This window comes from Alterotamlana spongicola (genome assembly GCF_035818475.1).
Classification (GTDB): domain Bacteria; phylum Bacteroidota; class Bacteroidia; order Flavobacteriales; family Flavobacteriaceae; genus Cognatitamlana.
Genome location: NZ_JAYMGV010000001.1, coordinates 628,980 through 651,451 on the forward strand (window position 1 = coordinate 628,980; position 22,472 = coordinate 651,451).

The 22,472-nt window shown below is 34.6% G+C and carries 17 protein-coding genes; 10 read left to right on the forward strand and 7 right to left on the reverse strand.

Annotated elements, in window-relative coordinates:
• Positions 1 to 232 precede the first annotated feature (232 nt).
• Positions 233 to 1,573 (reverse strand): dGTP triphosphohydrolase, encoded by a 1,341-nt coding sequence (dgt, locus tag VOI54_RS02660; protein WP_326281184.1) that lies wholly within the window; start codon positions 1,571 to 1,573, stop codon positions 233 to 235.
• Between the two features lie 241 nt (positions 1,574 to 1,814).
• Here dgt and VOI54_RS02665 point away from each other — a divergent pair, with 241 nt between their 5' ends.
• The 3 genes from VOI54_RS02665 (at position 1,815) to VOI54_RS02675 (ending at position 7,554) form a co-directional block, all read left to right on the forward strand.
• Positions 1,815 to 2,198 carry a carboxypeptidase-like regulatory domain-containing protein gene (locus tag VOI54_RS02665; protein ID WP_326281185.1) on the forward strand — a complete coding sequence of 128 codons (384 nt, stop codon included), beginning with the start codon at positions 1,815 to 1,817 and terminating at the stop codon, positions 2,196 to 2,198.
• A 319-nt stretch (positions 2,199 to 2,517) separates the two neighbouring features.
• Positions 2,518 to 5,259: a TonB-dependent receptor gene (locus VOI54_RS02670; protein WP_326281186.1), complete on the forward strand. Its 2,742-nt coding sequence runs from the start codon at positions 2,518 to 2,520 to the stop codon at positions 5,257 to 5,259.
• A 267-nt stretch (positions 5,260 to 5,526) separates the two neighbouring features.
• Positions 5,527 to 7,554, forward strand: coding sequence for a beta-helix domain-containing protein (locus VOI54_RS02675; protein WP_326281187.1), 2,028 nt, complete (start codon positions 5,527 to 5,529; stop codon positions 7,552 to 7,554).
• A 76-nt stretch (positions 7,555 to 7,630) separates the two neighbouring features.
• Here the strand turns inward: VOI54_RS02675 and VOI54_RS02680 are convergent, their stop codons facing one another.
• Entirely contained in the window at positions 7,631 to 7,948 is a 318-nt protein-coding gene (locus VOI54_RS02680) for a toxin-antitoxin system YwqK family antitoxin (protein WP_326281188.1), read from the reverse strand.
• Between the two features lie 382 nt (positions 7,949 to 8,330).
• Between VOI54_RS02680 and VOI54_RS02685 the strand changes: the two genes are divergently transcribed.
• The 4 genes from VOI54_RS02685 to VOI54_RS02700 all read left to right on the forward strand — a co-directional run bounded on the left by VOI54_RS02685 (position 8,331) and on the right by VOI54_RS02700 (position 13,764).
• Positions 8,331 to 9,524, forward strand: coding sequence for a porin (locus VOI54_RS02685; RefSeq protein WP_326281189.1), 1,194 nt, complete (start codon positions 8,331 to 8,333; stop codon positions 9,522 to 9,524).
• Positions 9,525 to 9,595: 71 nt separating this feature from the next.
• Complete coding sequence (locus tag VOI54_RS02690) at positions 9,596 to 11,920, forward strand: inorganic phosphate transporter (RefSeq protein WP_326281190.1); 2,325 nt, start codon at positions 9,596 to 9,598, stop codon at positions 11,918 to 11,920.
• A 187-nt stretch (positions 11,921 to 12,107) separates the two neighbouring features.
• Positions 12,108 to 12,938 carry an OmpA/MotB family protein gene (locus VOI54_RS02695; protein WP_326281191.1) on the forward strand — a complete coding sequence of 277 codons (831 nt, stop codon included), beginning with the start codon at positions 12,108 to 12,110 and terminating at the stop codon, positions 12,936 to 12,938.
• A 97-nt stretch (positions 12,939 to 13,035) separates the two neighbouring features.
• A complete protein-coding gene (locus VOI54_RS02700) occupies positions 13,036 to 13,764 on the forward strand; it encodes a DUF6503 family protein (RefSeq protein WP_326281192.1) in 729 nt (242 codons plus the stop codon).
• Between the two features lie 188 nt (positions 13,765 to 13,952).
• Here VOI54_RS02700 and VOI54_RS02705 read toward each other — a convergent pair whose 3' ends face one another.
• The 3 genes from VOI54_RS02705 to VOI54_RS02715 form a co-directional block, all read right to left on the reverse strand.
• On the reverse strand, positions 13,953 to 16,436 hold the full coding sequence (locus VOI54_RS02705) for a ribonucleoside-diphosphate reductase subunit alpha (RefSeq protein WP_326281193.1): 2,484 nt from the start codon (positions 16,434 to 16,436) through the stop codon (positions 13,953 to 13,955).
• Positions 16,437 to 16,636: 200 nt separating this feature from the next.
• Positions 16,637 to 17,617 carry a ribonucleotide-diphosphate reductase subunit beta gene (locus VOI54_RS02710; RefSeq protein WP_326281194.1) on the reverse strand — a complete coding sequence of 327 codons (981 nt, stop codon included), beginning with the start codon at positions 17,615 to 17,617 and terminating at the stop codon, positions 16,637 to 16,639.
• A gap of 454 nt (positions 17,618 to 18,071) precedes the next feature.
• Positions 18,072 to 18,641: a DUF3109 family protein gene (locus VOI54_RS02715; protein WP_326281195.1), complete on the reverse strand. Its 570-nt coding sequence runs from the start codon at positions 18,639 to 18,641 to the stop codon at positions 18,072 to 18,074.
• Between the two features lie 109 nt (positions 18,642 to 18,750).
• Here VOI54_RS02715 and VOI54_RS02720 point away from each other — a divergent pair, with 109 nt between their 5' ends.
• From VOI54_RS02720 to VOI54_RS02730, 3 genes are read left to right on the forward strand one after another with little or no spacing between them, the layout of a single operon-like run.
• Entirely contained in the window at positions 18,751 to 19,338 is a 588-nt protein-coding gene (locus tag VOI54_RS02720) for a MarC family protein (protein WP_326281196.1), read from the forward strand.
• Positions 19,339 to 19,354: 16 nt separating this feature from the next.
• Positions 19,355 to 19,558, forward strand: a complete 204-nt coding sequence (locus tag VOI54_RS02725) for a hypothetical protein (RefSeq protein WP_326281197.1) — start codon at positions 19,355 to 19,357, stop codon at positions 19,556 to 19,558.
• Position 19,559: 1 nt separating this feature from the next.
• Positions 19,560 to 20,168: an NAD(P)-binding domain-containing protein gene (locus VOI54_RS02730; protein WP_326281198.1), complete on the forward strand. Its 609-nt coding sequence runs from the start codon at positions 19,560 to 19,562 to the stop codon at positions 20,166 to 20,168.
• 11 nt (positions 20,169 to 20,179) lie between these two features.
• On the opposite strand, the gene VOI54_RS02735 is transcribed toward VOI54_RS02730, so the two are convergent.
• Together VOI54_RS02735 and VOI54_RS02740 are read right to left on the reverse strand one after the other, a co-directional pair.
• On the reverse strand, positions 20,180 to 21,769 hold the full coding sequence (locus tag VOI54_RS02735; protein WP_326281199.1) for a S41 family peptidase: 1,590 nt from the start codon (positions 21,767 to 21,769) through the stop codon (positions 20,180 to 20,182).
• On the reverse strand, positions 21,769 to 22,200 hold the full coding sequence (locus VOI54_RS02740; protein ID WP_326281200.1) for a deoxycytidylate deaminase: 432 nt from the start codon (positions 22,198 to 22,200) through the stop codon (positions 21,769 to 21,771). The genes VOI54_RS02735 and VOI54_RS02740 overlap by 1 nt, the downstream gene beginning before the upstream one ends.
• Positions 22,201 to 22,472 lie beyond the last annotated feature (272 nt).

The window sequence follows — 22,472 nt, forward strand, 5'->3', positions numbered from 1 at the left end:
TGAAGAAGAAGCCAGATTTGCAATGACAAATACAATTGAAAGGACTTCAGTAAAACTTTAGCAAAGCGTTGCGTTAGGGATTGAGGCCTTTGTTGAAGCTCCCCGACGCAGGAGGGAGCGACTGCCGAAAGCCCGACTTTTTGTGATCCTGTTAGGTTTTAAAACCTGACAGGTATGAGCAAAAAGGAACGCCCATAACATAAAATAACTTCACCTGGCACATTACAATACCCTAAAAACTAATCCCTTTTATTTTTTTATAATCTAAAATGGCTTTGCTGTCTGATAATAAAGACACGTAATAGCACACACTTGATAAACGGTTATACAAACTGGAATCCCCTGTTTTTATAGTTTTGGGCAAACCTTTTAAAATAAGTTTATCATAATTAGACGCCGTATTATCAAAAGCATTGTTTACGGCATTTATATAGGTGTTTAAAAGCGTATTAATGACGCCATAACCTGCAATTTCTTTATCTACAACCTCAGTAGATTGATAAATATTATCAATACTTATTTTAATAATGTCTTTAATTTGTGCATCATACTGACTTTTATCTAATAAAGCACAGTTGAAATTTCCGCTTAATATAGCCTCTTCATGTTCCATAAAAATAGCAACCGCCTCATTTATTAACGATCCTATAGCTAAGGCTCTTAAATACCCAATACGGTCTTCTTTGGTTGAAAGCGCATAATAATTTTCAGGGATGATGGTGTTTCTGATAATTTTAGACAAATACTCCAGTGCAAATTCTTCCTGGATGAGCCCCAGATTAATACCATCTTCAAAATCTATAATGGTATAGCAAATATCATCTGCAGCCTCTACCAAATAGGCCAGCGGGTGTCTTGAATAACTTAGGCTTGTTTGGCTTCGTTTTAGCAAACCCAACTCATTGGCTACATCCTGGAAAGCTTCTTTCTCTGATTGAAAAAAACCATACTTTTTATCCGCAATATGCGTCGTTGGCTTTTTAGGCAATGATTCTTTAGGGTATTTCATAAAAGCACCAAGCGTAGCATAGCTTAAACGCAACCCACCAGGACGTCCTGCCCTGCTTTCGGTTAATATTTTAAAGCCATTGGCATTGCCTTCAAAATCGCATAAATCCTGGTATTCTTTATCTGTAAGCCGGTCTTTATATTGTTTACCGGCTCCTGTTTTAAAAAACTCTCCTATAGCTTTTTCTCCTGAATGGCCAAAAGGCGGATTCCCAATATCATGTGCCAATGCAGCGGCTGCTACTATGGCTCCAAAATCATTAGCCTGATAACCATGAATATTTTGTAAATGCGGATGTTTTTTTAGTAGCCTTTGTCCAACACGCCGCCCTAAAGAACGCCCTACAACACTAACCTCCAAACTATGGGTTAATCGGGTGTGTACAAAATCAGTTTCAGACAATGGTATAACCTGAGTTTTATCCTGCAGGCTCCTAAATTCTGAAGAAAAGATAACCCGGTCATAATCTACTTCAAAGCCTAAACGGGTTTCATCTTCTTCTTTTCGTATTCTCTTATTAGTATCGCCAAAGCGTTTTAAAGATAATAATTGCTCCCAGTTCATGGTATAAAATTAGGTTGAGCAAGATAGTAAAAGTGCTCTTAGCTTTTCAAAATATTCTTTAAAATAATACGCTAATCTTTATAAATGACACCCATAAATATGCTCTGAAACAGGCCAAAAGCCAGTTTCAGATTTAGGCTGTTAACATTAAGGTAACATTTTAGTTATACATGTTTAAAGTTTAGGTAACATCTTAATCATGTTTATGTCTTTAATTTGCATTTCAGTTAAGAAATAGCAAATGAAATATATCGTATTTATCGTCTTCTTATTAGTTACAGCCACATCAGGCTTTGCTCAAAATTCCGGTTCATTAAGCGGAAATCTGTTTGACGTAGAATCTAACAACCAGCCTTTAGCTTTTGCCTCGGTCAAAATAAAAGAAACCAATGCAGAAGTTTTATCTGATGAAAACGGGGTATTTAAATTTGAAAATTTAGCAGAAGGCACTTATACTTTGGTTTATAGTTTTATTGGGTATGAAACTCAAGAAACCCAGGTTAGTATTACTAGCAATGAATTAACAACTGTAAAATTATATTTGGCTGCCAGCACCATATCATTAGACGATTTGGTAATGGCTATTGCCAGTAATGAAACAAAGAAGACTTCTAGCGATAATTAGCCTCAAAAATCCACACGTCACACAATATACTAAGCGGTTTTAATTTTTAAAACCGCTTTATTTTTTTTCGGTTATTACTTTTTTATTTACGTATCGTTAAAATCCGGGCTATTAAACGGCTAAGCTAAAAGTTAAACTCATGACCTCTATATAATCAAGGCTTTAGCGGCTTAATGTTAATTTAATGTAATCAAATTACAAGTCAAAACTATGTTAGATAACATTAACCTAACGCTTTTGTTACCGTTCTTTAACTCATAGGTAACGCTTTGTTTACAATATCTCAGTTCCTTTGCGCCAAGAAATTATAGATAAAAAAATGAAAAAAATCACATTTCTGTTTATACTCTTAACCACAGTATTTACATATGCTCAAACTACAGGAACTGTAGTGGGTAAATTAACAGATAAAGAGTATAACGATGAACCTTTGGCCTTTGCCAATGTTTTAATAAAAGGAACCACAAAAGGAACCACTTCAGACTTTGACGGCTTGTATACATTTAGTGACTTAGAAGCTGGAGATTATACACTAGTATATAGTTTTGTTGGTTATGAAACCCAAGAGATTCAGGTAACAGTTGTAGCTGGAAAAGTAGTAGAGATAAATGTTCCAATGGCAGCCAGTGCCGCATCCTTAGATGAAGTTGTAATTACAACCACAACCAAAAGAGAAAGCGAAACTGCTTTATTATTGGAGCAAAAGAAAGCCGTGGTAATAAAAGAAAGTATTGGAGCTGAAAGATTATCAAAAATTGGGGTTTCTGATGCCGCAGCAGCTACCACAAAAATTTCCGGGGTTACACAAAGTGAAGGTTCGGGAGAAATATATATTCGTGGACTGGGTGACAGGTATTTATCTACCACTATGAACGGGTTAGCCATTCCTTCAGATGATGTAGACAATAAAAATATTAACCTGGATTTATTTTCAACCCAAATGATAGAAAATGTAGGTATTAGCAAAACGTATAATACCAATAGTTATGCAGACCAAACTTCAGGGAATATTGATATCGCCTCTAAGGCATACTCCAAGAAAGGGTTTAATGCACGCGTTCGTTTTGGATACAATACTAACGTTCTGGGATTAGACGGTGATTTTAAAAGAAGTGTAGCCTCAGAAGATGTAACTTTTGGTTTCCATAAAAAGAAATATGCTACGGTTGATCTTATTACCAGACAAGGTTGGGATCCGTTGGTGCAAGATAATACTGCTAATTTCAATCTGGCGTTAAGCGGTGGCACAAAGTTCCAGGTTTTTGGTAAAGACGTCTCTGTTTTTGCAGCAGGGTCACACTCAAATTCTTACGAATACCAAAGTGGTCTTTTTAGAACGTTTAGATCTAACGTACTGGACAATGAATTTACCGATGTTGAGAACTTTACAACAAATACCAATTCTACCGGATATATTAACTTAGGATTAAAGCTTAATAACGATCATAGAATTAAAATTAATGGTTTATCTGTTAATAAAAGTTCTGATAACGTTTATGAACAAGGTAGAAATGGGGAAGGTTATGTTTTTGACCAGGATCCTCAGGAAGATGGAGCGTTTGTAAGGGACCAAAACTTTAAACAGACCATTTTACTTGTTAATCAAATACAGGGTACACATCAAATTAATGAGACCAATAAACTGGAATGGGCCGGAGGCTACAACTATGTTTTAGCCGAAGAGCCTAACAGAATAAGAAATGAAGCTAACATTTTAGACGAAAATACAGTACAGTACGCTCACGTTGGCGATTTTCAACAAAGAAAATCCAGTCAAAAAATTGAGGATACTGAGTTTAATGCCTATATAAAAGACCATATAACTTTTGGTGAATTAGATGAGGATGACAACCGCCCATTTAAACTAAATGTTGGTGGAAACTTCCGTAAAAAAGAGCGCGTTTTTAGTTCTCAGTTTATTGGAGTAAGAGCCAGAGGTTTTCAGGTACCCTCTGTGGATCAATTTTCATTGACATTTACCGATGATAATTTTGAAAACGGATTGGTATTAAGAGATCCTGATCCAGATAGATATGATGCTGATTTGAATATTATGGCTGGTTATGCTAGCTTAGACTTTGGCCTTAATAAAAGACTATCTGGTAATGTTGGAGTTAGATTTGAACGTGATGAAATTAATGTTCTTTGGGATGTTGGAAACTACGTAGGACGGGTTGGCTCTGTTAAAAAAGAATATAATGATATATACCCAAGTGTAAATCTTAAGTATGGATTAAACGAAAAACACTTTTTACGTTTTGCTTCAAGTTTTACTCAAGTGTTACCTGAGTTTAAAGAATTGTCACCGTTTGAATATGTATCACCAACCGGGCGTGTAACGCGTGGTGATCCTAATCTGGAAAAATCGGATGTTTTTAATGCGGATTTAAAATGGGAGTTTTTCCCAAAATCAGGAGAAGTGGTTTCTGCTACGGCCTTTTACAAGCAAATTAAAAACCCTATCAATTTAGCTTTGACCAGAGGATCTGCCGGTATTTTTCAATTTTCTAACACCGGAGAAGAAGCTAATGTTTTTGGGCTTGAAGTAGAGACCCGCTTGAACTTAATAGAAAATGAGGATAACGAGGCTATTTTAAACTTTAATACCAATGTTACCCAAATGTGGTTTAATCAGGATTTGTTTGAAGAGTTTCAATATAAAGATATTACAGAATCCAGCTTACAAGGAGCTTCAGATTTTATCTTAAACGGATCATTGAGTTATAACAGCCAAACTGACAAAGAATTTATTGCCACACTTACCGGTAATTATTCCTCTGATAAAGTATTTGCATTAGGTGCTCCTGAAGATTTTGATAATAGTGATATTCTTTACAATGATGAAATCATTGAAAAAGGTTTTTTAACCTTGGATTTAGTTATGAGCAAACAACTATCAGATAAACTCTTACTAAAGTTTATTGGTAGAAACCTTTTAAACCCTAAAATTGAACAAACACAAAAAGTTAAAAGCCTTATTGATGGTGTAGAAACTAATGAAGTTGTAAGTTCATATAAAAACGGAAGTGTATTAAGCCTAAGCTTAAAATATTCTTTCTAATAAAAGACAATATTTATTCATTGCATACCCCTCAAGGACAGACTATTCCTTGGGGGTTTCATTTATATAAAAAGGCACTGGGAACTTTATTCAATCTCCTTAAAATAAAAGTCAAATAATCCATTAACATTTTGATAACAAAAGCGCAATATTTAAAAGAGAAACGTAACCTATGCTTAATATTAGGTTAAAGATAAAGCAATGCAAAATAGTGTTCTTTGCAGAAGTATTTAAGAATACAAAATATTTAAAACCATAAAATTAAAAATGAAAAAATTAACTGTAAAATTATTTGGTTTAGTTGCATTGGTAGCAGCTATAAATCTAACTAGTTGTAGTTCGGATGACCCGGCTCCAATAGTACCTACACAAGAAGAGGTACTTACCAACTTAGAAGCTGGAATCATGAGAGGGACACTTAAAGAAAGTTATACACTTAATGCTTCAGTTGTATATAACTTAACAGGGCAATTCATAATTGATGCCGGAGCAACTTTAAATATCCCTGCAGGAACAAAAATTCTTGCTGACAATGGTGGTACAGATGTTTATATTGCTGTACTTAGAGACGGAACAATTAACATTAATGGTAATGCTTCCAGCCCTGTAATTATGTCATCTGCTGATGGAAACCCTGGTGATTGGGGAGGATTAACGCTTTGTGGAAATGCAACTACCACAGCTGGTGTTGATGCTGAAGCTGAAGTAGGTGGTTTCCAGTATGGTGGTACTAATGATAGTGATAGCTCTGGTGTTATCAGATACTTACAAATTGTTGGAACCGGTGCTCAAATCAATTCAGAATCTCAATACAATGGTGTATCCTTTTATGCTGTAGGATCTGGTACTTTAGTTGACCATGTAGCTGTTATTAATGGTGATGATGACGGTGTTGAGTTCTTTGGTGGAACCGTTTCTGTTTCTAACTTATATTTAGAGAACAACTCTGATGATTCTATTGACTGGACTGAAGGATGGAACGGTACAGTTACCAACGCTTTTATTTCTCATACAATTGCAGGGTTCTCTACAGTTTTTGAAGGAGATAAAGACAACGGAAACCCTAAATTCAATAATATTACTGCTATTTCTACTGTAGGTGGTACAGCATTACAATTTAAAAAGCAATCTGGTGGTACCATTACTAATCTTCACTTAACAGGCTATGCTATAGATTTAGATATGAAAGATGGTGGTGATTTAGCCAATGTTCAAATTGAAGGTGCTAACGCTGATGCAGCATTACTTTCTGGTGAAACTTCAAAATATGCAATTAATACAGGAAAAGATGCTTCTCCAATAGATGCTAATTCGGCATTTTCCTGGGTAAATACAACTATTAATCTTGAAAATAACATTTTATCAGGACAAGTTACAGGTACTATGACCTTAGATGCATCAACTCCTTACTTATTAACATCTTCGTTAATTGTACAGGATGGAGGAAAGCTAGTCATTCCTGCAGGAACAAAAATTACAGCTAAAGATGGTGGTACTGATGTTTATATTGCTGTATTAAAAGGTGGTGAAATTGATATCCAGGGTGAAGCTGATAACCCTGTTGTAATTGCCTCTATAAATGCAAAAGGTGGAGACTGGGGAGGTTTAACCATTTGCGGAAAGGCAAGTACTACTGCCGGTATTGATGCGACAGCTGAAGTAGGAGGATTTATTTATGGAGGAACTACTGATAATGACAACTCAGGTTCTATAAAATACTTGGTACTTAAAGGAACCGGTGCTCAAATCAACTCTGAGTCACAATACAATGGGTTATCATTATACGCCGTAGGCTCTCAAACTATAATTGAAAACATTGCTGTAATCAATGGTTCTGATGATGGTGTTGAGTTCTTTGGTGGAACCGTTTCTGCATCAAACTTATACTTAGAAAATAATGACGATGATTCTATTGACTGGACTGAAGGGTGGAGCGGAACCGTAAATAACGCTTATATTTCTCATACTGTTGCCGGATTCTCTACAGTTTTTGAAGGAGATAAAGACAACGGAAACCCTAAGTTCAATAATATTACTGCCATTTCCTCTGTAGGAGGGACAGCACTACAGTTTAAAAAGCAATCTGGTGGTACCATTACTAATCTTCACTTAACAGGTTATGCTGTAGATTTAGATATGAAAGATGGCGGTGATTTAGCTAACGTTCAAATTGAAGGTGCTAATCCTGATGCCACTTTACTTTCCGGAGAAACTACTAAATATACGCTTAACTCTGGTAAAGATGCCTCAGCATTAGACATCTCAGGATGGGCATGGAAAAACGCTAGTTTATAATAAACAACTTAGATTTTATACAATAAAAAAAGCATCCTAAATAGGATGCTTTTTTTATTTCAGAATGACTTCTACCTTAAAGCGAAGCCACATTTTTACTATAATCTACTTCTTTTGGAACACCGTCAATCCAGTGAATCCATTTGCCGACTTTTTTACCATTATCATAATTAGCAGAAACTATTTTTTTGCCTTCTGTGTTAAAACTTAACCACACTCCATGTAATTTACCATCTACTGTGTAAGACCCTGTTTGGCTTACAACACCATTGTCATGATAATAAACAACATCTATTAAATTAGTGTCTTTATTATGTTTTAATTCTCTCTTTTGCTGAGCAAAAGAAACCACAGTAATTAAAAAAGCAAAAAGTAATACAATTGATTTCTTCATAATTATGGGGTTTTTAACATTATCTTTCAAAGATACGTATTAGTTAACTTTTAAACAACATTCACATAACATTAAATTAACATTAAACACGTAATAATATGAAAATAAGATAGTTACAATACAACATCTAATGTTGAAATATTAATAATTAGTTAATATTAAGATTACATTCACTTTATACAAAACTCACATATTTGCTATGTCTTAAGACAACAATTAGTATTTCATATAATCTATTAGTTTTTGTCGACTACATTATCATGATTTCTAATAAGACTGCCTTGGCCAAGGCAGTCTTTTCTGCATCAAATATTTAACAATTAAGAAACATTAAGTTAACATTAGAGTTAGTTCTTTGCAGCGACAAAAACTAATAATTATAATGAAGACTAAACACATCCTTTTTGGGATTGTTCTGCTTGCATTTACTACTATAAATGCACAAGAAATTAAAACAAGTAAATTTGGAAAAGGACTATTTAACCTTGTAGGTCAAGATAGTTCTTGGACTATGAAAATTGGTTTCAGATTTCAATTGCTTGGAACTTCTACATGGACTGAAAACGCTCCCTCAGAGACAAATTTTTTAGTTAGACGATCAAGATTAAAATTTAGTGGCTTTGCCTTCTCCCCAAAATTAAGATATAAAGTTGAATTAGGCCTTTCAAACCGTGATATGTCCGGCGCTTCAGAGTTTACTCGAAATTCACCAAGATATATTATGGATGCACGTATAAGATGGAATTTTTATAAGAATTTTGAGCTATGGGTAGGCCAGGGTAAATTACCAGGCAACAGAGAGCGCGTTATTTCTTCTGGAAACTTACAACTTGTTAACCGGTCTCGCTTAAATAGCCGATTTAATATAGATAGGGATATGGGGGCCATGTTGACACACAAATTCAATATTAATCCCAATTTTTTGGTCAAAGAAATTTTATCCTTTTCACAAGGTGAGGGTAGAAATGTTACACAGGGAAACCAAGGCGGCTTTCAATATGTAGGGCGAATTGAATTATTTCCCTTTGGCGAATTTATTAGTAGAGGAGACTACAAAGGCTCTGATCTTAAAAGAGAACAAACCCCAAAACTATCCTTGGCCGGGGGAATGGAATTTAACAATGATGCGGTAAGAACCAGAAGTAACCGTGGTTCTTATATGTTTATTGATGATGGTGCTGATTTATATAAAACTAATGTCAATACCGTTTTTATTGATGGTATGTTTAAATATAAAGGGTACTCCTTTATGTTTGAATATGCAGATAGAAAAGCCGACAACCCTATTGCTAAAAACTCTGATGGCACAGAAACCGGAGATATTGTTCAAGTTGGAAATGGTTTAAACTTGATGTCTGGTTACTTATTCCCTTCTAATTGGGAAATAACTGGACGCTATACAGATATTAATATGGATACTATTTCTGGAAGCAATTCTGATGACATGTATACTTTAGGGGTTTCAAAATTTTTCGCAGGACACAAACTTAAAGTTCAGAGTGATTTAAGCTATATGGAAGTTCATGGTGGCAGTAATGAGATTCTTTTCAGGCTACAAATGGATATACACTTTTAAATCATAACAATTACGTAACACATTCCTTAATTATATTTATGATATTTGCAAACTTATTTCAACTAAATACCATGGAAAATATTTATCTATACATGATCATTGCCTTAGCCATTTTAGCAATCGCTGATTTGGTAGTTGGGGTAAGTAATGATGCAGTAAATTTTTTAAATTCTGCTATAGGGTCTAAAGCCATCTCTTTTAAAACCATTATGATTGTTGCGAGTTTAGGAGTAGCAGTAGGAGCCGTTTTTTCAAGCGGTATGATGGAAGTGGCTAGAAAAGGTATTTTCAACCCTGGTGAATTCATGTTTGATGAGATCATGATTATCTTCATGGCAGTAATGATAACGGATATCCTACTTCTTGATTTCTTTAATTCTGTTGGTATGCCTACCTCCACAACGGTTTCTATTGTATTTGAGCTGTTAGGTGCTGCTGTAGCCATAGCTTTAATTAAAATTGGTCATGATGGTGAAGATTTTAGTAACGTTATAAACTATATCAATACCTCAAAAGCCTCTCAAATTATTTTCGGCATACTCTTATCTGTAATTGTTGCTTTCTCCATCGGCGCTATTGTTCAGTGGGTTTCTAGGGTATTGCTATCCTATAACTTTGAAAAAAAGGCACAATGGGTAGGGGCCTTATTTGGTGGTTTTGCATTAACTGCTATCACCTATTTCATTTTTATGAAAGGATTAAAAGGAACTTCCTATGCAAAAGAGTCATTTGATATTTTAGGCGGCGGTACAATGAAGGACTTTTTAGAGACACAAGTGCTTTCAATTGTAGTAGTAAGTTCTGTATTTTGGTCATTATTATCATATGCCTTAATTGCATTTGCTAAATCAAACATTTATAAATTAATTATTATTGTAGGTACTTTTGCATTGGCATTAGCATTTGCGGGTAATGACTTAGTTAATTTTATTGGGGTGCCTGTTGCAGCGTATAATGCCTTTATAGAATGGTCAGCATCAGGATTACCGGCCGGAGAATTTTCTATGGAAGTTTTAGCTAAAAAAGTACCAACCAATAACTGGCTTTTATTTTTAGCAGGCATGATTATGGTTTTGACTCTATGGTTTTCCACAAAAGCAAAAAACGTAGTTAAAACATCTTTAGACCTTTCTAGTCAGGGAGAAACTAAAGAACGTTTTCAACCTAACTTCTTATCCAGAGGATTTGTTAGATCTGCTATGTTAATGTCTCAAATGACATCCTATATTTTACCAGTTTCATGGCAAGAAAAAATTGATAAACAATTTGAAACACCAGTAATAACACTTACAAAAAGTAAAAAAATTGACTTACCTGCTTTTGATTTAGTTAGAGCTGCTGTAAATTTAATGGTGGCTGCCGTTCTAATTTCTATTGCGACATCATATAAACTACCTCTTTCTACAACCTATGTTACATTTATGGTTGCTATGGGAACGTCTCTTGCTGATAGAGCCTGGGGAGCTGAAAGTGCTGTTTACAGGGTTGCAGGTGTTATCAATGTTATAGGCGGATGGTTTTTTACCGCAATTAGTGCATTCTCTGCTGCCGCTTTAGTAGCCTACTTATTAAGTTTGAACATTAAGGTTATGTTCCCCATTTTATTAGTACTAGCTTTCTCACTACTAATAAGAAGCTCTATTGTGCACAACAAAAAATCTAAAGAAGGAAGAGCTGAGGACAGTTTAATTAAAGCAGAAAGCAGCTCTATTCAGGGAGTTATTCATGAAAGTGCAAACAACATTGCCAATGTTGTAAAAAGAGGAAATAAAATTTATACAAACTCTATCAACGGGCTTGCCAAACAAGATTTGGCACTTCTAAAAAAGAATAATAAACAAATTCTTAAATTATCACAGGAAGTTGAAGGATTACGAGACAATATCTTCTATTTCATTAAAAATTTAGACGACTCGAGTGTTGGAGCTAGTAATTTTTATATAAATATTTTAGGTTACTTACAGGATATGACTCAGTCTTTAGAATATATTTCTAAAGTAAGTCACAAACACGTAAACAACAACCATAAAAAACTAAAATTCAACCAAATAAAAGAACTGAAAGAAGTTGATGCTTCGCTTGAAACATTATTTGAGGACACTAAAGAAGCCTTTGATTCAAGTTCTTTTGAACAAATTGGTGGCATCTTAAACAGCAAAGAACAAATATTCAGCATGTTAACTGAAAAAATTCAGAAGCAAGTTGAGCGTACCCGTACAGAAGAATCAAGCCCTAAAAACACGACACTTTATTTCGGTGTATTATTAGAAACTAAAGACCTATTAGTGGCAACAATGAATCTTCTAGAAGAGTATCATGATGCACATGACAGCTCAGTAAAACCGGCTACTATTGATACTGCTGATTCAATAACTGGTAATAAAGAAGAAGAGTAAAATATTCTATTTACTACCTCAAAAGAAAAGCATTTAAAAGCGGTATGCCACTTTTAAATGCTTTTTTGTTTTCAACAACAACGGTTTATTCTATTTTAAAAAAATAAGTGCTAAAAATTTAAGGCCATCATAATCTATATTGAGCTTCATTACGTAAATGATGTAAACCTAAAGTTATTAATTTATTATGAAGAAAATTTTAATCGTATTATTGAGCATTCTTACATTTTCATGTGTTTCAAAAAAGAAATATCTGGCACTCCAACAAGAAAATGGAGAAATTAAAAGCGAACTACAAAAAACCAGAGTAGCAAAAGAAGACTTAGAGGCTAAATTTGAAAAAATCCAAACTCGGGTTGACAATTACAATAAAAAGATTGCTTCTTTAAAGGACGAAAACAATTCCAAGCTGGATGTTGTTGATCATGTTGCAGTAATCTCTGAAGACACCAAATTCAAGATGCGTGAGACATTAAAACATGTTGATGCTGAAAAGTTAAATCAGGCTAAAACTCTAAAAGATTCAATGAATTTGGCAGTGGCTTACAATCTTGAAAAAGTAATCAGCAAAAGTGAATTAAATGAAGATGATGATTTTGCCGTTAATATTGACGGAACAGTTGTTATGATTTCTATTGCTGATAACATGTTGTTTAATACAGCCAGCTACAAGTTAAGTTCTAAAGCAGATCCTATATTACAAAAACTAGCAGATGTTATCAACTCTGAACCTAGTTTAGATGTTATGGTTGAAGGTCATACAGATTCAAGAACCATTAATACAGTTAATATAGCTGATAATTGGGATTTAAGCGTTTTAAGAGCAACATCTGTAGTTCGCAAACTACAGGAAAAATACAATGTGGCTCCTGAAAAATTAATTGCAGCAGGAAGAAGTAGTTATCAACCACTTGCAGAAAATGATTCCAAAGAAAATAGAGCAAAAAACAGAAGAACAAGAATTATTATACTTCCTAACCTTGATAAATTCTTTGCTTTAATGGGAGATGAAAGCTAAAATTAGCTGTAAAATAAATAGTAAAAGAGCACTTCAATGAGGTGCTTTTTTTGTTTCCATATCTGAAAATACTACCTTAGGATCATAATTTTTTATTATGAAAAAAATCACTTGTATTTATTTATTGCTTTTACTAAATACTAACCATCTTCTTGGACAACAACTTACCGGTAAAGAATTATTAGATAAGGCTATAGCCTATCATGACCCAAAAAATATCTGGAGCACATTTAACGGTACGCTTCACATAACAATGGAAACCCCTAATGCCTCCAATAGAGAAAGTGACATTCAAATACATATTCCAAAAGAATATTTTAACCTTATTTCTAAGCGTGATTCTACTTCAAAAACTTATACTCTTAGTAAAGGGGTATGCATCATATCAAAAAAGGACTCCATAGGCATTGCAAAACAGACCAAAAAGCCTAAGCGATCACATTGCGAAATGGCTGAACTGTATAAAAACTATTACACGTATCTCTACGGTTTACCTATGAAACTACAAGATCCCGGAACAATGATTAACAATAAAGTTGAACAAAAAACTTTCAAAGGCAAGGATTATTTAGTGCTTAAGGTAAATTATAAAGCCGATGTAGGAAGCGATGTGTGGTACTTTTATTTTAATCCAAATACTTATGCCATGGAAGTTTATCAGTTTTTTAAGACGGATGAAAACGGTAAAATTAAACCAAAAAGTGGTGAATATATTTTACTTACTGAGGAGGAAATTATAAATGACATTAAAATGCCCAAAATAAGAGCCTGGTACTACAATAAGGATGACAAATATCTGGGAACGGATATTTTGAAATTATATTGATTATATATTTGGTAAAAACAGTTTCCCCGGACTGCATATAAATTCGGAGTAATAGTAAATGGATTTGGCTTAATACGGAATAGTATGTTAGGACTAAGATAAATAAAAAGCATCTCAAAAAGAGATGCTTTTCTAAAAATTTGGGGTTCCCTCCTAAGAGGGAACCTACCCATTATCTTTATGTTAAATTATGATCCGCACATTAAACAATCATCACCTTCTCCGGCTTTTGCCTGCTCTATAAGTGCTTTCATTTCTTCAGCAGTCATAGGTTCTACTTCTGCTTCGCTCTGTTTGGCAAACTTAGCAGCATTTTGGGCTGCTAATTTCTTTTTCTTAGCTTTTTCCCGTTGAACCACCGTATTATCAACTTCTACAACCTCTGCAACCGGCTCTTCTTTTTTACTGGTTTGAAGAGTAAACTTAATAGCATCAACCGCACTCTTAGTTCGTAAATAATACATTCCTGTTTTTAAGCCGCTTTTCCAGGCATAAAAATGCATTGAGGTTAATTTAGCCATAGTAGCACCCTCCATAAACAAGTTAAGTGATTGAGATTGATCAATAAAATAGCCGCGTTGGCGGGACATATCTATGATGTCTTTCATGCTTAACTCCCACACGGTTTTATATAGGTCTTTAATGTCCTGAGGTATAATATCAATATGCTGAATTGAACCATTTGCTCTCATGATGTCCTGCTTTAAACCTTCGTCCCAAAGTCCTAACTCCACTAGATCCTCTAACAAATGTTTATTCACAACAATAAACTCACCAGACAATACGCGGCGCGTATAGATGTTAGATGTATAAGGTTCAAAACACTCATTATTTCCAAGAATTTGTGATGTAGAAGCCGTTGGCATTGGCGCTACTAATAATGAGTTACGCACACCGTTTTTAAGCACCTGCTTACGTAGTTTTTCCCAGTCCCAATTACCACTTAATTCATCATCCTTAAGGTTCCAAAGGTTATGCTGAAACTCTCCTTTACTAATTGGAGATCCTTCATAAGTCTGATAAGCCCCATCCTTTTTAGCTTCTTCCATACTGGCAGTAACTGCCGCATAATAAAGGGTTTCAAAAATATCCTGATTTAATTGTTTTGCCTCATCACTGGTAAAAGGCATGCGTAATTGTATAAACGTATCAGCTAAACCTTGAACTCCTAATCCAATAGGCCTATGACGCATATTTGAATTTTCTGCTTCAGGAACAGGGTAATAGTTCCTGTCAATAACCCTATTTAAGTTTTTAGTAACACGCTTTGTTATACGGAATAATTCTTTATGGTCAAACTTTCCGTTCTTAACAAACATTGGAAGTGCAATAGACGCCAAATTACATACAGCAACTTCATCCGGAGAGGTATACTCTAAAATCTCAGTACATAAATTTGACGAACGAATTGTTCCTAAATTTTGCTGATTAGATTTACGATTAGCCGCATCTTTATATAACATATAAGGCGTTCCTGTTTCAATTTGAGATTCTAAAATTTTCTCCCAAAGTTCACGAGCTTTAATAGTCTTGCGTCCTTTTCCCTCTGCTTCATATTTAGTATATAGTGCTTCAAATTCTTCGCTATGTGTCTCTGGTAACCCCGGGCACTCATTAGGACACATTAAGGTCCAATCTGCATTTTCCTGAACACGCTTCATAAATAAATCTGAAATCCACATGGCATAAAATAAATCACGAGCGCGCATTTCCTCTTTTCCGTGGTTTTTCTTTAAATCCAAAAAGTCAAAAATATCAGCATGCCAGGTCTCTAAATAAATAGCAAAGCTTCCTTTACGTTTTCCTCCACCCTGATCTACATAACGCGCCGTGTCATTAAATACACGCAGCATTGGCACTATACCGTTACTTGTCCCGTTAGTACCGGCAATATAGCTTCCTGTTGCACGCACATTATGCATAGCCAAACCTATACCTCCGGCAGACTGTGATATTTTTGCGGTTTGTTTTAAGGTGTCATAAATACCATCAATACTATCTTCCTTCATAGTTAAAAGAAAACAAGATGACATTTGTGGCTTTGGTGTTCCTGAATTAAATAATGTTGGCGTAGCGTGTGTAAAATACTTTTTAGACATTAATTCATAGGTTTCTATAGCGGCATCCAAATCGTTTAAATGAATCCCTATTGAAACACGCATAAGCATGTGTTGCGGACGTTCTGCAATTTTCCCATTAAGTTTCAAAAGATAAGAACGTTCTAAGGTTTTAAAACCAAAATAATCATATCCAAAATCACGGTTATAGATAATTGTAGAATCCAATTTATCTTTATTATCCATGATAACATTATAAACTTCATCAGAAAGTAATGGTGCATCTTTTCCTGTTCTTGGATTTACATAGGTATATAAATCCTCCATCACTTCGCTAAACGTTTTCTTTGTGTTTTTATGTAAGTTAGATACAGAGATACGCGCTGCTAAACGGGCGTAATCCGGGTGAGCAGTAGTCATAGTAGCAGCAATTTCAGCAGCAAGATTATCAAGCTCACTGGTAGTAACACCATCGTAAAGCCCTTCTATAACACGCATGGCTACTTTTAGCGGATCAACCAATTCGTTTAATCCGTAACATAATTTTCTTACTCTGGCAGTAATTTTATCGAACATCACCTGCTCTTTTCTACCGCTTCTTTTTATTACATACATATTTTACACTTTTTAATAGTTCTGATACACCTTCAGAAACTGGGTTAGTTAGTTATTCAAAATCTGGAATGCAATAGGCAATACCAAATTCAGTTGGTTTAATTAATTCAATAAAAGTTATAAGTAATTTTCCTTTTTAAACGGAAAATGTCATTTTAATTAGGTTTTCAAAAAGGTTCTCTTTTGAAAATCGAGGGTAATTAAAAATCAGCATCAAAACTGAATTTATCTTTTTCTTCCTCTTTGTTAAGTACACCTGCCTTTTGGTATTCAGACACTCGTTTTTCAAAGAAATTAGTTTTTCCCTGTAAAGAAATCATATCCATGAAATCAAACGGATTAGCAGTATTGTATTCTTTCTCACAACCAAGCTCACTTAACAATCTATCAGTCACAAATTCTAAATATTGTGCCATTAAAACGGCATTCATTCCAATTAAACTAGCTGGTAGTGATTCTGTTATAAACTCACGTTCTATATCTAAAGCATCAATTAAAATCTCTCTAATTCTGTCTTTTGGAACTTTATTTACCAAATGCTTGTTATGTATATGTACTGCAAAGTCTGCATGCACACCTTCATCTCTGGAGATTAACTCATTTGAGAATGTTAATCCCGGCATTAACCCTCTTTTCTTTAACCAGAAAATAGAACAAAACGCTCCTGAAAAGAAAATACCTTCTACAGCTGCAAAAGCAATTAATCGCTCAGCAAAACTTGGAGATTCAATCCATTTTAAAGCCCAATCTGCTTTTTTCTTAATAGCCGGAAAATTTTCTATAGCATTAAACAATAGATCCTTTTCCTTTTCATCTTTTACATAAGTATCAATTAAAAGCGAATAGGTTTCACTGTGGATATTCTCCATCATAATTTGAAACCCATAAAAGAATTTGGCTTCACTATATTGTACTTCATTAACAAAATTTTCAGCTAAATTCTCGTTTACAATTCCATCACTAGCTGCAAAAAATGCTAAGATGTGCTTTATAAAATAGCGCTCATCATCATTTAATTTAGTAGTCCAATCTGTAAGATCCTGATGCAAATCAATCTCTTCTGCAGTCCAAAAACTTGCCTCTGATTTTTTATACCATTCCCAAATATCATGATGTTGAATTGGAAAAATTACAAAACGATCTTTGTTTTCTTGAAGAATGGGTTCTACTGTTTGAGACATTTTTTTAAATTTAATATTAAAGTTTAACGAAAAAAAGCTTTGATTTGGGATAACAAAGATTGTAAAATGATTGATATGTTTTGAAAAAAAATATGAAAGCTTTTCAACAAGTTTTTAACAAAGAATGAAAACACTAATAATCAGTAAGTTTACAGAAAAAAACAATCAAAACATTGATAATCAAGCGATTATGTTTTTTTAGATATCAAAAAGTTTACAAAAAAATATCAGGTTTTAAAAGACACAAAACCCTAGTTTTACAGGTGCTTTCAGAGTAAAATCAACTATATTTAAAGGTGTTAAAAACTATATAGAAATTATTTTTTTAACATTTCAATTTGTATGATTTTAGGTCCCTCTATTTTCAATTTTGAAATATGTTTTTGAAATCATAGCTTAAAAATCAAATATGAGCTGACACTCCTCTTTGCAAATTAAAAGACTTCGACGCTACTTATTTTTTCATATCTCTTGCAACCTTCTCCAACTCCATGTACCAGTCTTCACCAAATTTTCTTATCAAGGCCTCCTTTACAAATTTGTAAACAGGAATTTGCAATTCTTTCCCTAAGACACAAGCATCATCACAAATTTGCCATTTATGATAGTTAATAGCCGAAAACTCACTATAATCCTGAACTCTTATGGGGTACAAATGACATGACACCGGTTTTTTCCAGGGTACTTCTCCTTGATTATAAGCTTCTTCAATAGCACATAACGCCACATTATTTTCATCAAAAACAACATAAGCACAGTCAGCATCATTAATAAGCGGAGTTTCCAGATCCCCGTCCTCAGTTGTAATGTAAGCACCCTGGGATTCAATAACTTCAATACCTTCTTGTCGTAAAAATGGTTTTACCTTAGGATAAATATTTTCTAATATAGCTACCTCATCTTTTTCCAGAGGCGCCCCGGCATCACCATCAATACAACACGCGCCTTTACATGCAGACAGGTTGCACACAAAATCTTTTTCTATAATTTCTTCCGAAACTATAGTCTTCCCTAACTGAAACATATACTGCCGACTTAAAAATAGTTCACAAAAATAGATAAACTTTACCTTTATTTTTAAGACCTTTAGATTTTAATGACATATTTTTGCGGAAAACTAAAAACCTTAAGTCATGCAGTTTAATTTTAAAGAAATCTTTACAGCATTTATGGTCTTATTTGCTGTAATTGACATTATTGGAAACATCCCTATTGTTATTGATTTAAGAAAAAAAGCAGGACATATCCAAAGCGAGAAAGCCTCTATTATTGCCGGAGTTATTTTAATCTTGTTTCTATTTTTAGGAAAAAGCATCTTAAACCTTATAGGCATAGATGTGAATTCATTTGCTGTAGCCGGCGCCTTTATTTTGTTTTTTATAGCCCTGGAAATGATTTTAGGTATCACACTTTACAAACAAGAAGAGCACAACAGTATGACCACGGCAGTTTTTCCTTTAGCATTTCCATTAATTGCAGGTCCTGGTAGCTTAACCACTTTATTATCCCTAAGAGCTGAATTCAGAACAGAAAACATTATAATAGCTGTTATACTAAATGTTATTATTATTTTTATAGTCCTTAAAACGTCAGCTAGAATTGAACGTTTTATTGGCCAAAACGGAATTAATATCATCCGAAAAGTATTTGGTGTTATTTTATTGGCCATTGCCGTAAAATTGTTTGCTCATAATATTAAAGCTTTATTTGACATTGCTTAAAACACAACATTACAACATGAAAATTTTCACCATCATACTTAGTATTCTTGCCCTTGGACTTGTTATTTTTAATATCACCCAGGTAAATTTTGATGCGCCTTTAAAAGGCGACAGTTTAATTGCCATAATTACCATTGTTTCCGCACTATGTGTTATCATGATGATGGCCATTTTAAGAACTTCAAAACGCATTGAAGATCTCATAAAGAAACGCCAGTAATATGTACGATACCTTAATAATTGGTGCTGGTGCTGCAGGCATGTCTTGTGCTTTAGTATTAGGCTCTGCAAAAAACAAAGCCTTTGCCGCCAGTAAAACCATTGGCATCATTACACATCAAAAAACATCCCATTTACAAAACGCATTATTCAATAATGTTTTAGGCTTATCTCCGGGAACTACCGGAGCTTCAATTTTAGAAAACGGTAAAAAACAACTTGCCAATTTATACCCTCATGTGAATCAAATTGGCAAAGAGAAAGTTTTAGAAATCTCAAAAACCAACAACGGATTCAACATTAAAACCAACAAAAACACCTATAGTTCAAAGCTAGTGGTAATTGCTGTAGGTTACACTAACTTAATGACCATTAAGGGGCTTGAGAAATACATTGAGCCACACCCCAGAGAATCTCTTGAAAAAGAGCGCGTCTGGCTGAAAAATACTGATCATGTAATTGAAGACAATCTTTATGTTGCCGGTACATTGGCAGGATGGCGCAGTCAGTTCAGTATAGCCTCAGGAAGTGGTGCCCATGTGGCCACAGACATTTTAACGCTTTGGAATAACGGGAAACACAGTAAAGTACATGATAAGATTAATTCTTAATAATCTGTTTATCATTTTTCATCACTCAACTTAATCACCTCATCAATCATAATATCTCGCTGGTTATAGACTTCCTCAAAAGCACCACCGCCAAAAAGCTGATCTGCAAGTGTTGCTTTTATATATTGCTTAACCTCATCATGGTAGGCTACAAAGGTAACTTTAGAATCTGATCTTAAATTCAGGTAATCCTGAAAGGCAAATACCAGGTCGTCACCAACCTCAAAAGTATCTATAAAATCTCGTCTGGAAATGCCATCATAAGCATGTCTGTCTCGTTCCAGTTCTTCAAATACAAAATTCCCAAAAAAGCCTCTGCGTTCCAAAAACGACAAGGTTTCATTTTGCATACTACTATCAATAGGCACAAAAACATCGGGAATAATACCGCCACCGCCATAAACAACCTTACCACCGGGAGTTGTAAATTTTAAGGAATCATCGACTTTAATTTTTTCAGGATCCAAAAGCTCTCCACTATCCAGTCGTTCAAAATACTCATCGTAATAATCTTTATTTCCATTACCATAGGGGCGCTGGATAGAACGCCCTGTAGGCGTATAGTAACGAGACACTGTTAAGCGCACGGCACTACCATCACCTAAATCCATTTCGCGTTGCACCAAACCTTTTCCATAAGATCTACGCCCTACAATGGTTCCTTTATCATTATCCTGTAACGCTCCGGCCACAATTTCGCTTGCTGAGGCTGAATTTTCATCTATCAGCACATATACTTTTCCATCTTCAAAATCACCTTTTCGGGTCGCAAAGCTTTTTTCAACATCACCGCGTTTATTTTTTGTGAACAGGATCAACTTATCACCTTCTAAAAACTCATCTACTATTTGCTCGGCAATTCCCAAAAATCCTCCCGGGTTATTTCTTAAATCCAAAGCAATTTCCGAGGCCCCCAATGCTTCCAACATATCTATACCTGCTTTAAATTCTTTATAGGTAGATTCTGCAAATCGGTTAATCTTAATATATCCCAGTTTCTCAGTAAGCATATAAGCAGCATCAACACTTTTTATTGGAATTTTACCCCGCTTAACCGTAAAGTTTAAAAGCTCAGATTCTCCTCGCCTGTAAACCGTTAAGTTGACTTTTGAGTTTATAGGCCCCTTTAATTTCTTCACCAAATCACTATCCTTTACTTTATCCCCATAAAGAGAATCTCCGTCAGCCATAATAATTCTATCACCTCCTTTTATCCCTGCTTTAGCACTTGGCCCGTTTTCAATAGCCCGTATAACCGCAATAGTATCTTTATAAGTATAAAAACTCACCCCAATGCCCACAAAGTCACCTTTCATCTCTTCAGCAACACGCTCCATATCCTCCTTAGGAATGTAAACAGAATGCGGATCCAGGTTATCTAATATTCCATTTACAGTAACATCAACAATACTGTCGGTATTTATATCATCAACATAGTTATATTCAATATAATCAATAAGCCTGTTAAGTTTGTCTTTCTTGCTATTAGTAGAAAATAATCGGTCGGGCGAATCTGTAAAATTCAATTTCCCACCAATTAAAATGCCCGCTGCAATAGCAACGCCCAAAACCAAAGGCAAATATTTTTTTTGATATGGCATTATGCTTTTAAATCTTCAATTTGTTTAAGTTCTATCCCTGCTCTTTTCAAAAATTTCAATCCGGAATCATCCTTATAAGCGTTATGGTACACCACCTTTATAATTCCGGCCTGATGAATCAATTTACTACATTCTTTACAGGGCGACATGGTTATATATAGCGTAGCACCTTTGCAAGATTGCGTAGACGCTGCTACTTTTAAAATAGCATTGGCCTCGGCATGCAACACATACCACTTGGTGTAACCTTCTTCATCTTCACAAAAATTTTCAAATCCAGATGGCGTTCCATTGTATCCATCAGATATGATCATTCTATCTTTTACAATAATCGCACCAACCTGTCTGCGATTGCAATACGATAACTTCCCCCACTCCTGTGCAATCCTCAAATAAGCTTTATCGTACTTTAACTGTTTATTTTCTGGCATTAATTTATTTTATAATTATGGCGTTACCCGCATTTAAAATTCAAAGTTAAGCTTTTGAGGCTTATTACAATTCGGGTCAGGCTTTCGCTATATCTTTTTTGTATTAAAATTGCTTCAATAGCATATCCAATGTATTATACTATCAGGCATATAAAATTATAATCCCATTTTAGCCAATACAAAAAAGGATGCCGCTGCAATCCTTAACGCAAAACAATACAACGAATATAATTGGTATGTATTTTAATTACAACGGTAGAGACGTTAAAGTT

Coding starts and splice junctions, on each gene's coding strand:
- dgt (WP_326281184.1), bottom strand. CDS start 1,573: ATGAACTGGGAGCAATTATTATCTTTAAAACGCTTTGGCGATACTAAT.
- VOI54_RS02665 (WP_326281185.1), top strand. CDS start 1,815: ATGAAATATATCGTATTTATCGTCTTCTTATTAGTTACAGCCACATCA.
- VOI54_RS02670 (WP_326281186.1), top strand. CDS start 2,518: ATGAAAAAAATCACATTTCTGTTTATACTCTTAACCACAGTATTTACA.
- VOI54_RS02675 (WP_326281187.1), top strand. CDS start 5,527: ATGAAAAAATTAACTGTAAAATTATTTGGTTTAGTTGCATTGGTAGCA.
- VOI54_RS02680 (WP_326281188.1), bottom strand. CDS start 7,948: ATGAAGAAATCAATTGTATTACTTTTTGCTTTTTTAATTACTGTGGTT.
- VOI54_RS02685 (WP_326281189.1), top strand. CDS start 8,331: ATGAAGACTAAACACATCCTTTTTGGGATTGTTCTGCTTGCATTTACT.
- VOI54_RS02690 (WP_326281190.1), top strand. CDS start 9,596: ATGGAAAATATTTATCTATACATGATCATTGCCTTAGCCATTTTAGCA.
- VOI54_RS02695 (WP_326281191.1), top strand. CDS start 12,108: ATGAAGAAAATTTTAATCGTATTATTGAGCATTCTTACATTTTCATGT.
- VOI54_RS02700 (WP_326281192.1), top strand. CDS start 13,036: ATGAAAAAAATCACTTGTATTTATTTATTGCTTTTACTAAATACTAAC.
- VOI54_RS02705 (WP_326281193.1), bottom strand. CDS start 16,436: ATGTATGTAATAAAAAGAAGCGGTAGAAAAGAGCAGGTGATGTTCGAT.
- VOI54_RS02710 (WP_326281194.1), bottom strand. CDS start 17,617: ATGTCTCAAACAGTAGAACCCATTCTTCAAGAAAACAAAGATCGTTTT.
- VOI54_RS02715 (WP_326281195.1), bottom strand. CDS start 18,641: ATGTTTCAGTTAGGGAAGACTATAGTTTCGGAAGAAATTATAGAAAAA.
- VOI54_RS02720 (WP_326281196.1), top strand. CDS start 18,751: ATGCAGTTTAATTTTAAAGAAATCTTTACAGCATTTATGGTCTTATTT.
- VOI54_RS02725 (WP_326281197.1), top strand. CDS start 19,355: ATGAAAATTTTCACCATCATACTTAGTATTCTTGCCCTTGGACTTGTT.
- VOI54_RS02730 (WP_326281198.1), top strand. CDS start 19,560: ATGTACGATACCTTAATAATTGGTGCTGGTGCTGCAGGCATGTCTTGT.
- VOI54_RS02735 (WP_326281199.1), bottom strand. CDS start 21,769: ATGCCATATCAAAAAAAATATTTGCCTTTGGTTTTGGGCGTTGCTATT.
- VOI54_RS02740 (WP_326281200.1), bottom strand. CDS start 22,200: ATGCCAGAAAATAAACAGTTAAAGTACGATAAAGCTTATTTGAGGATT.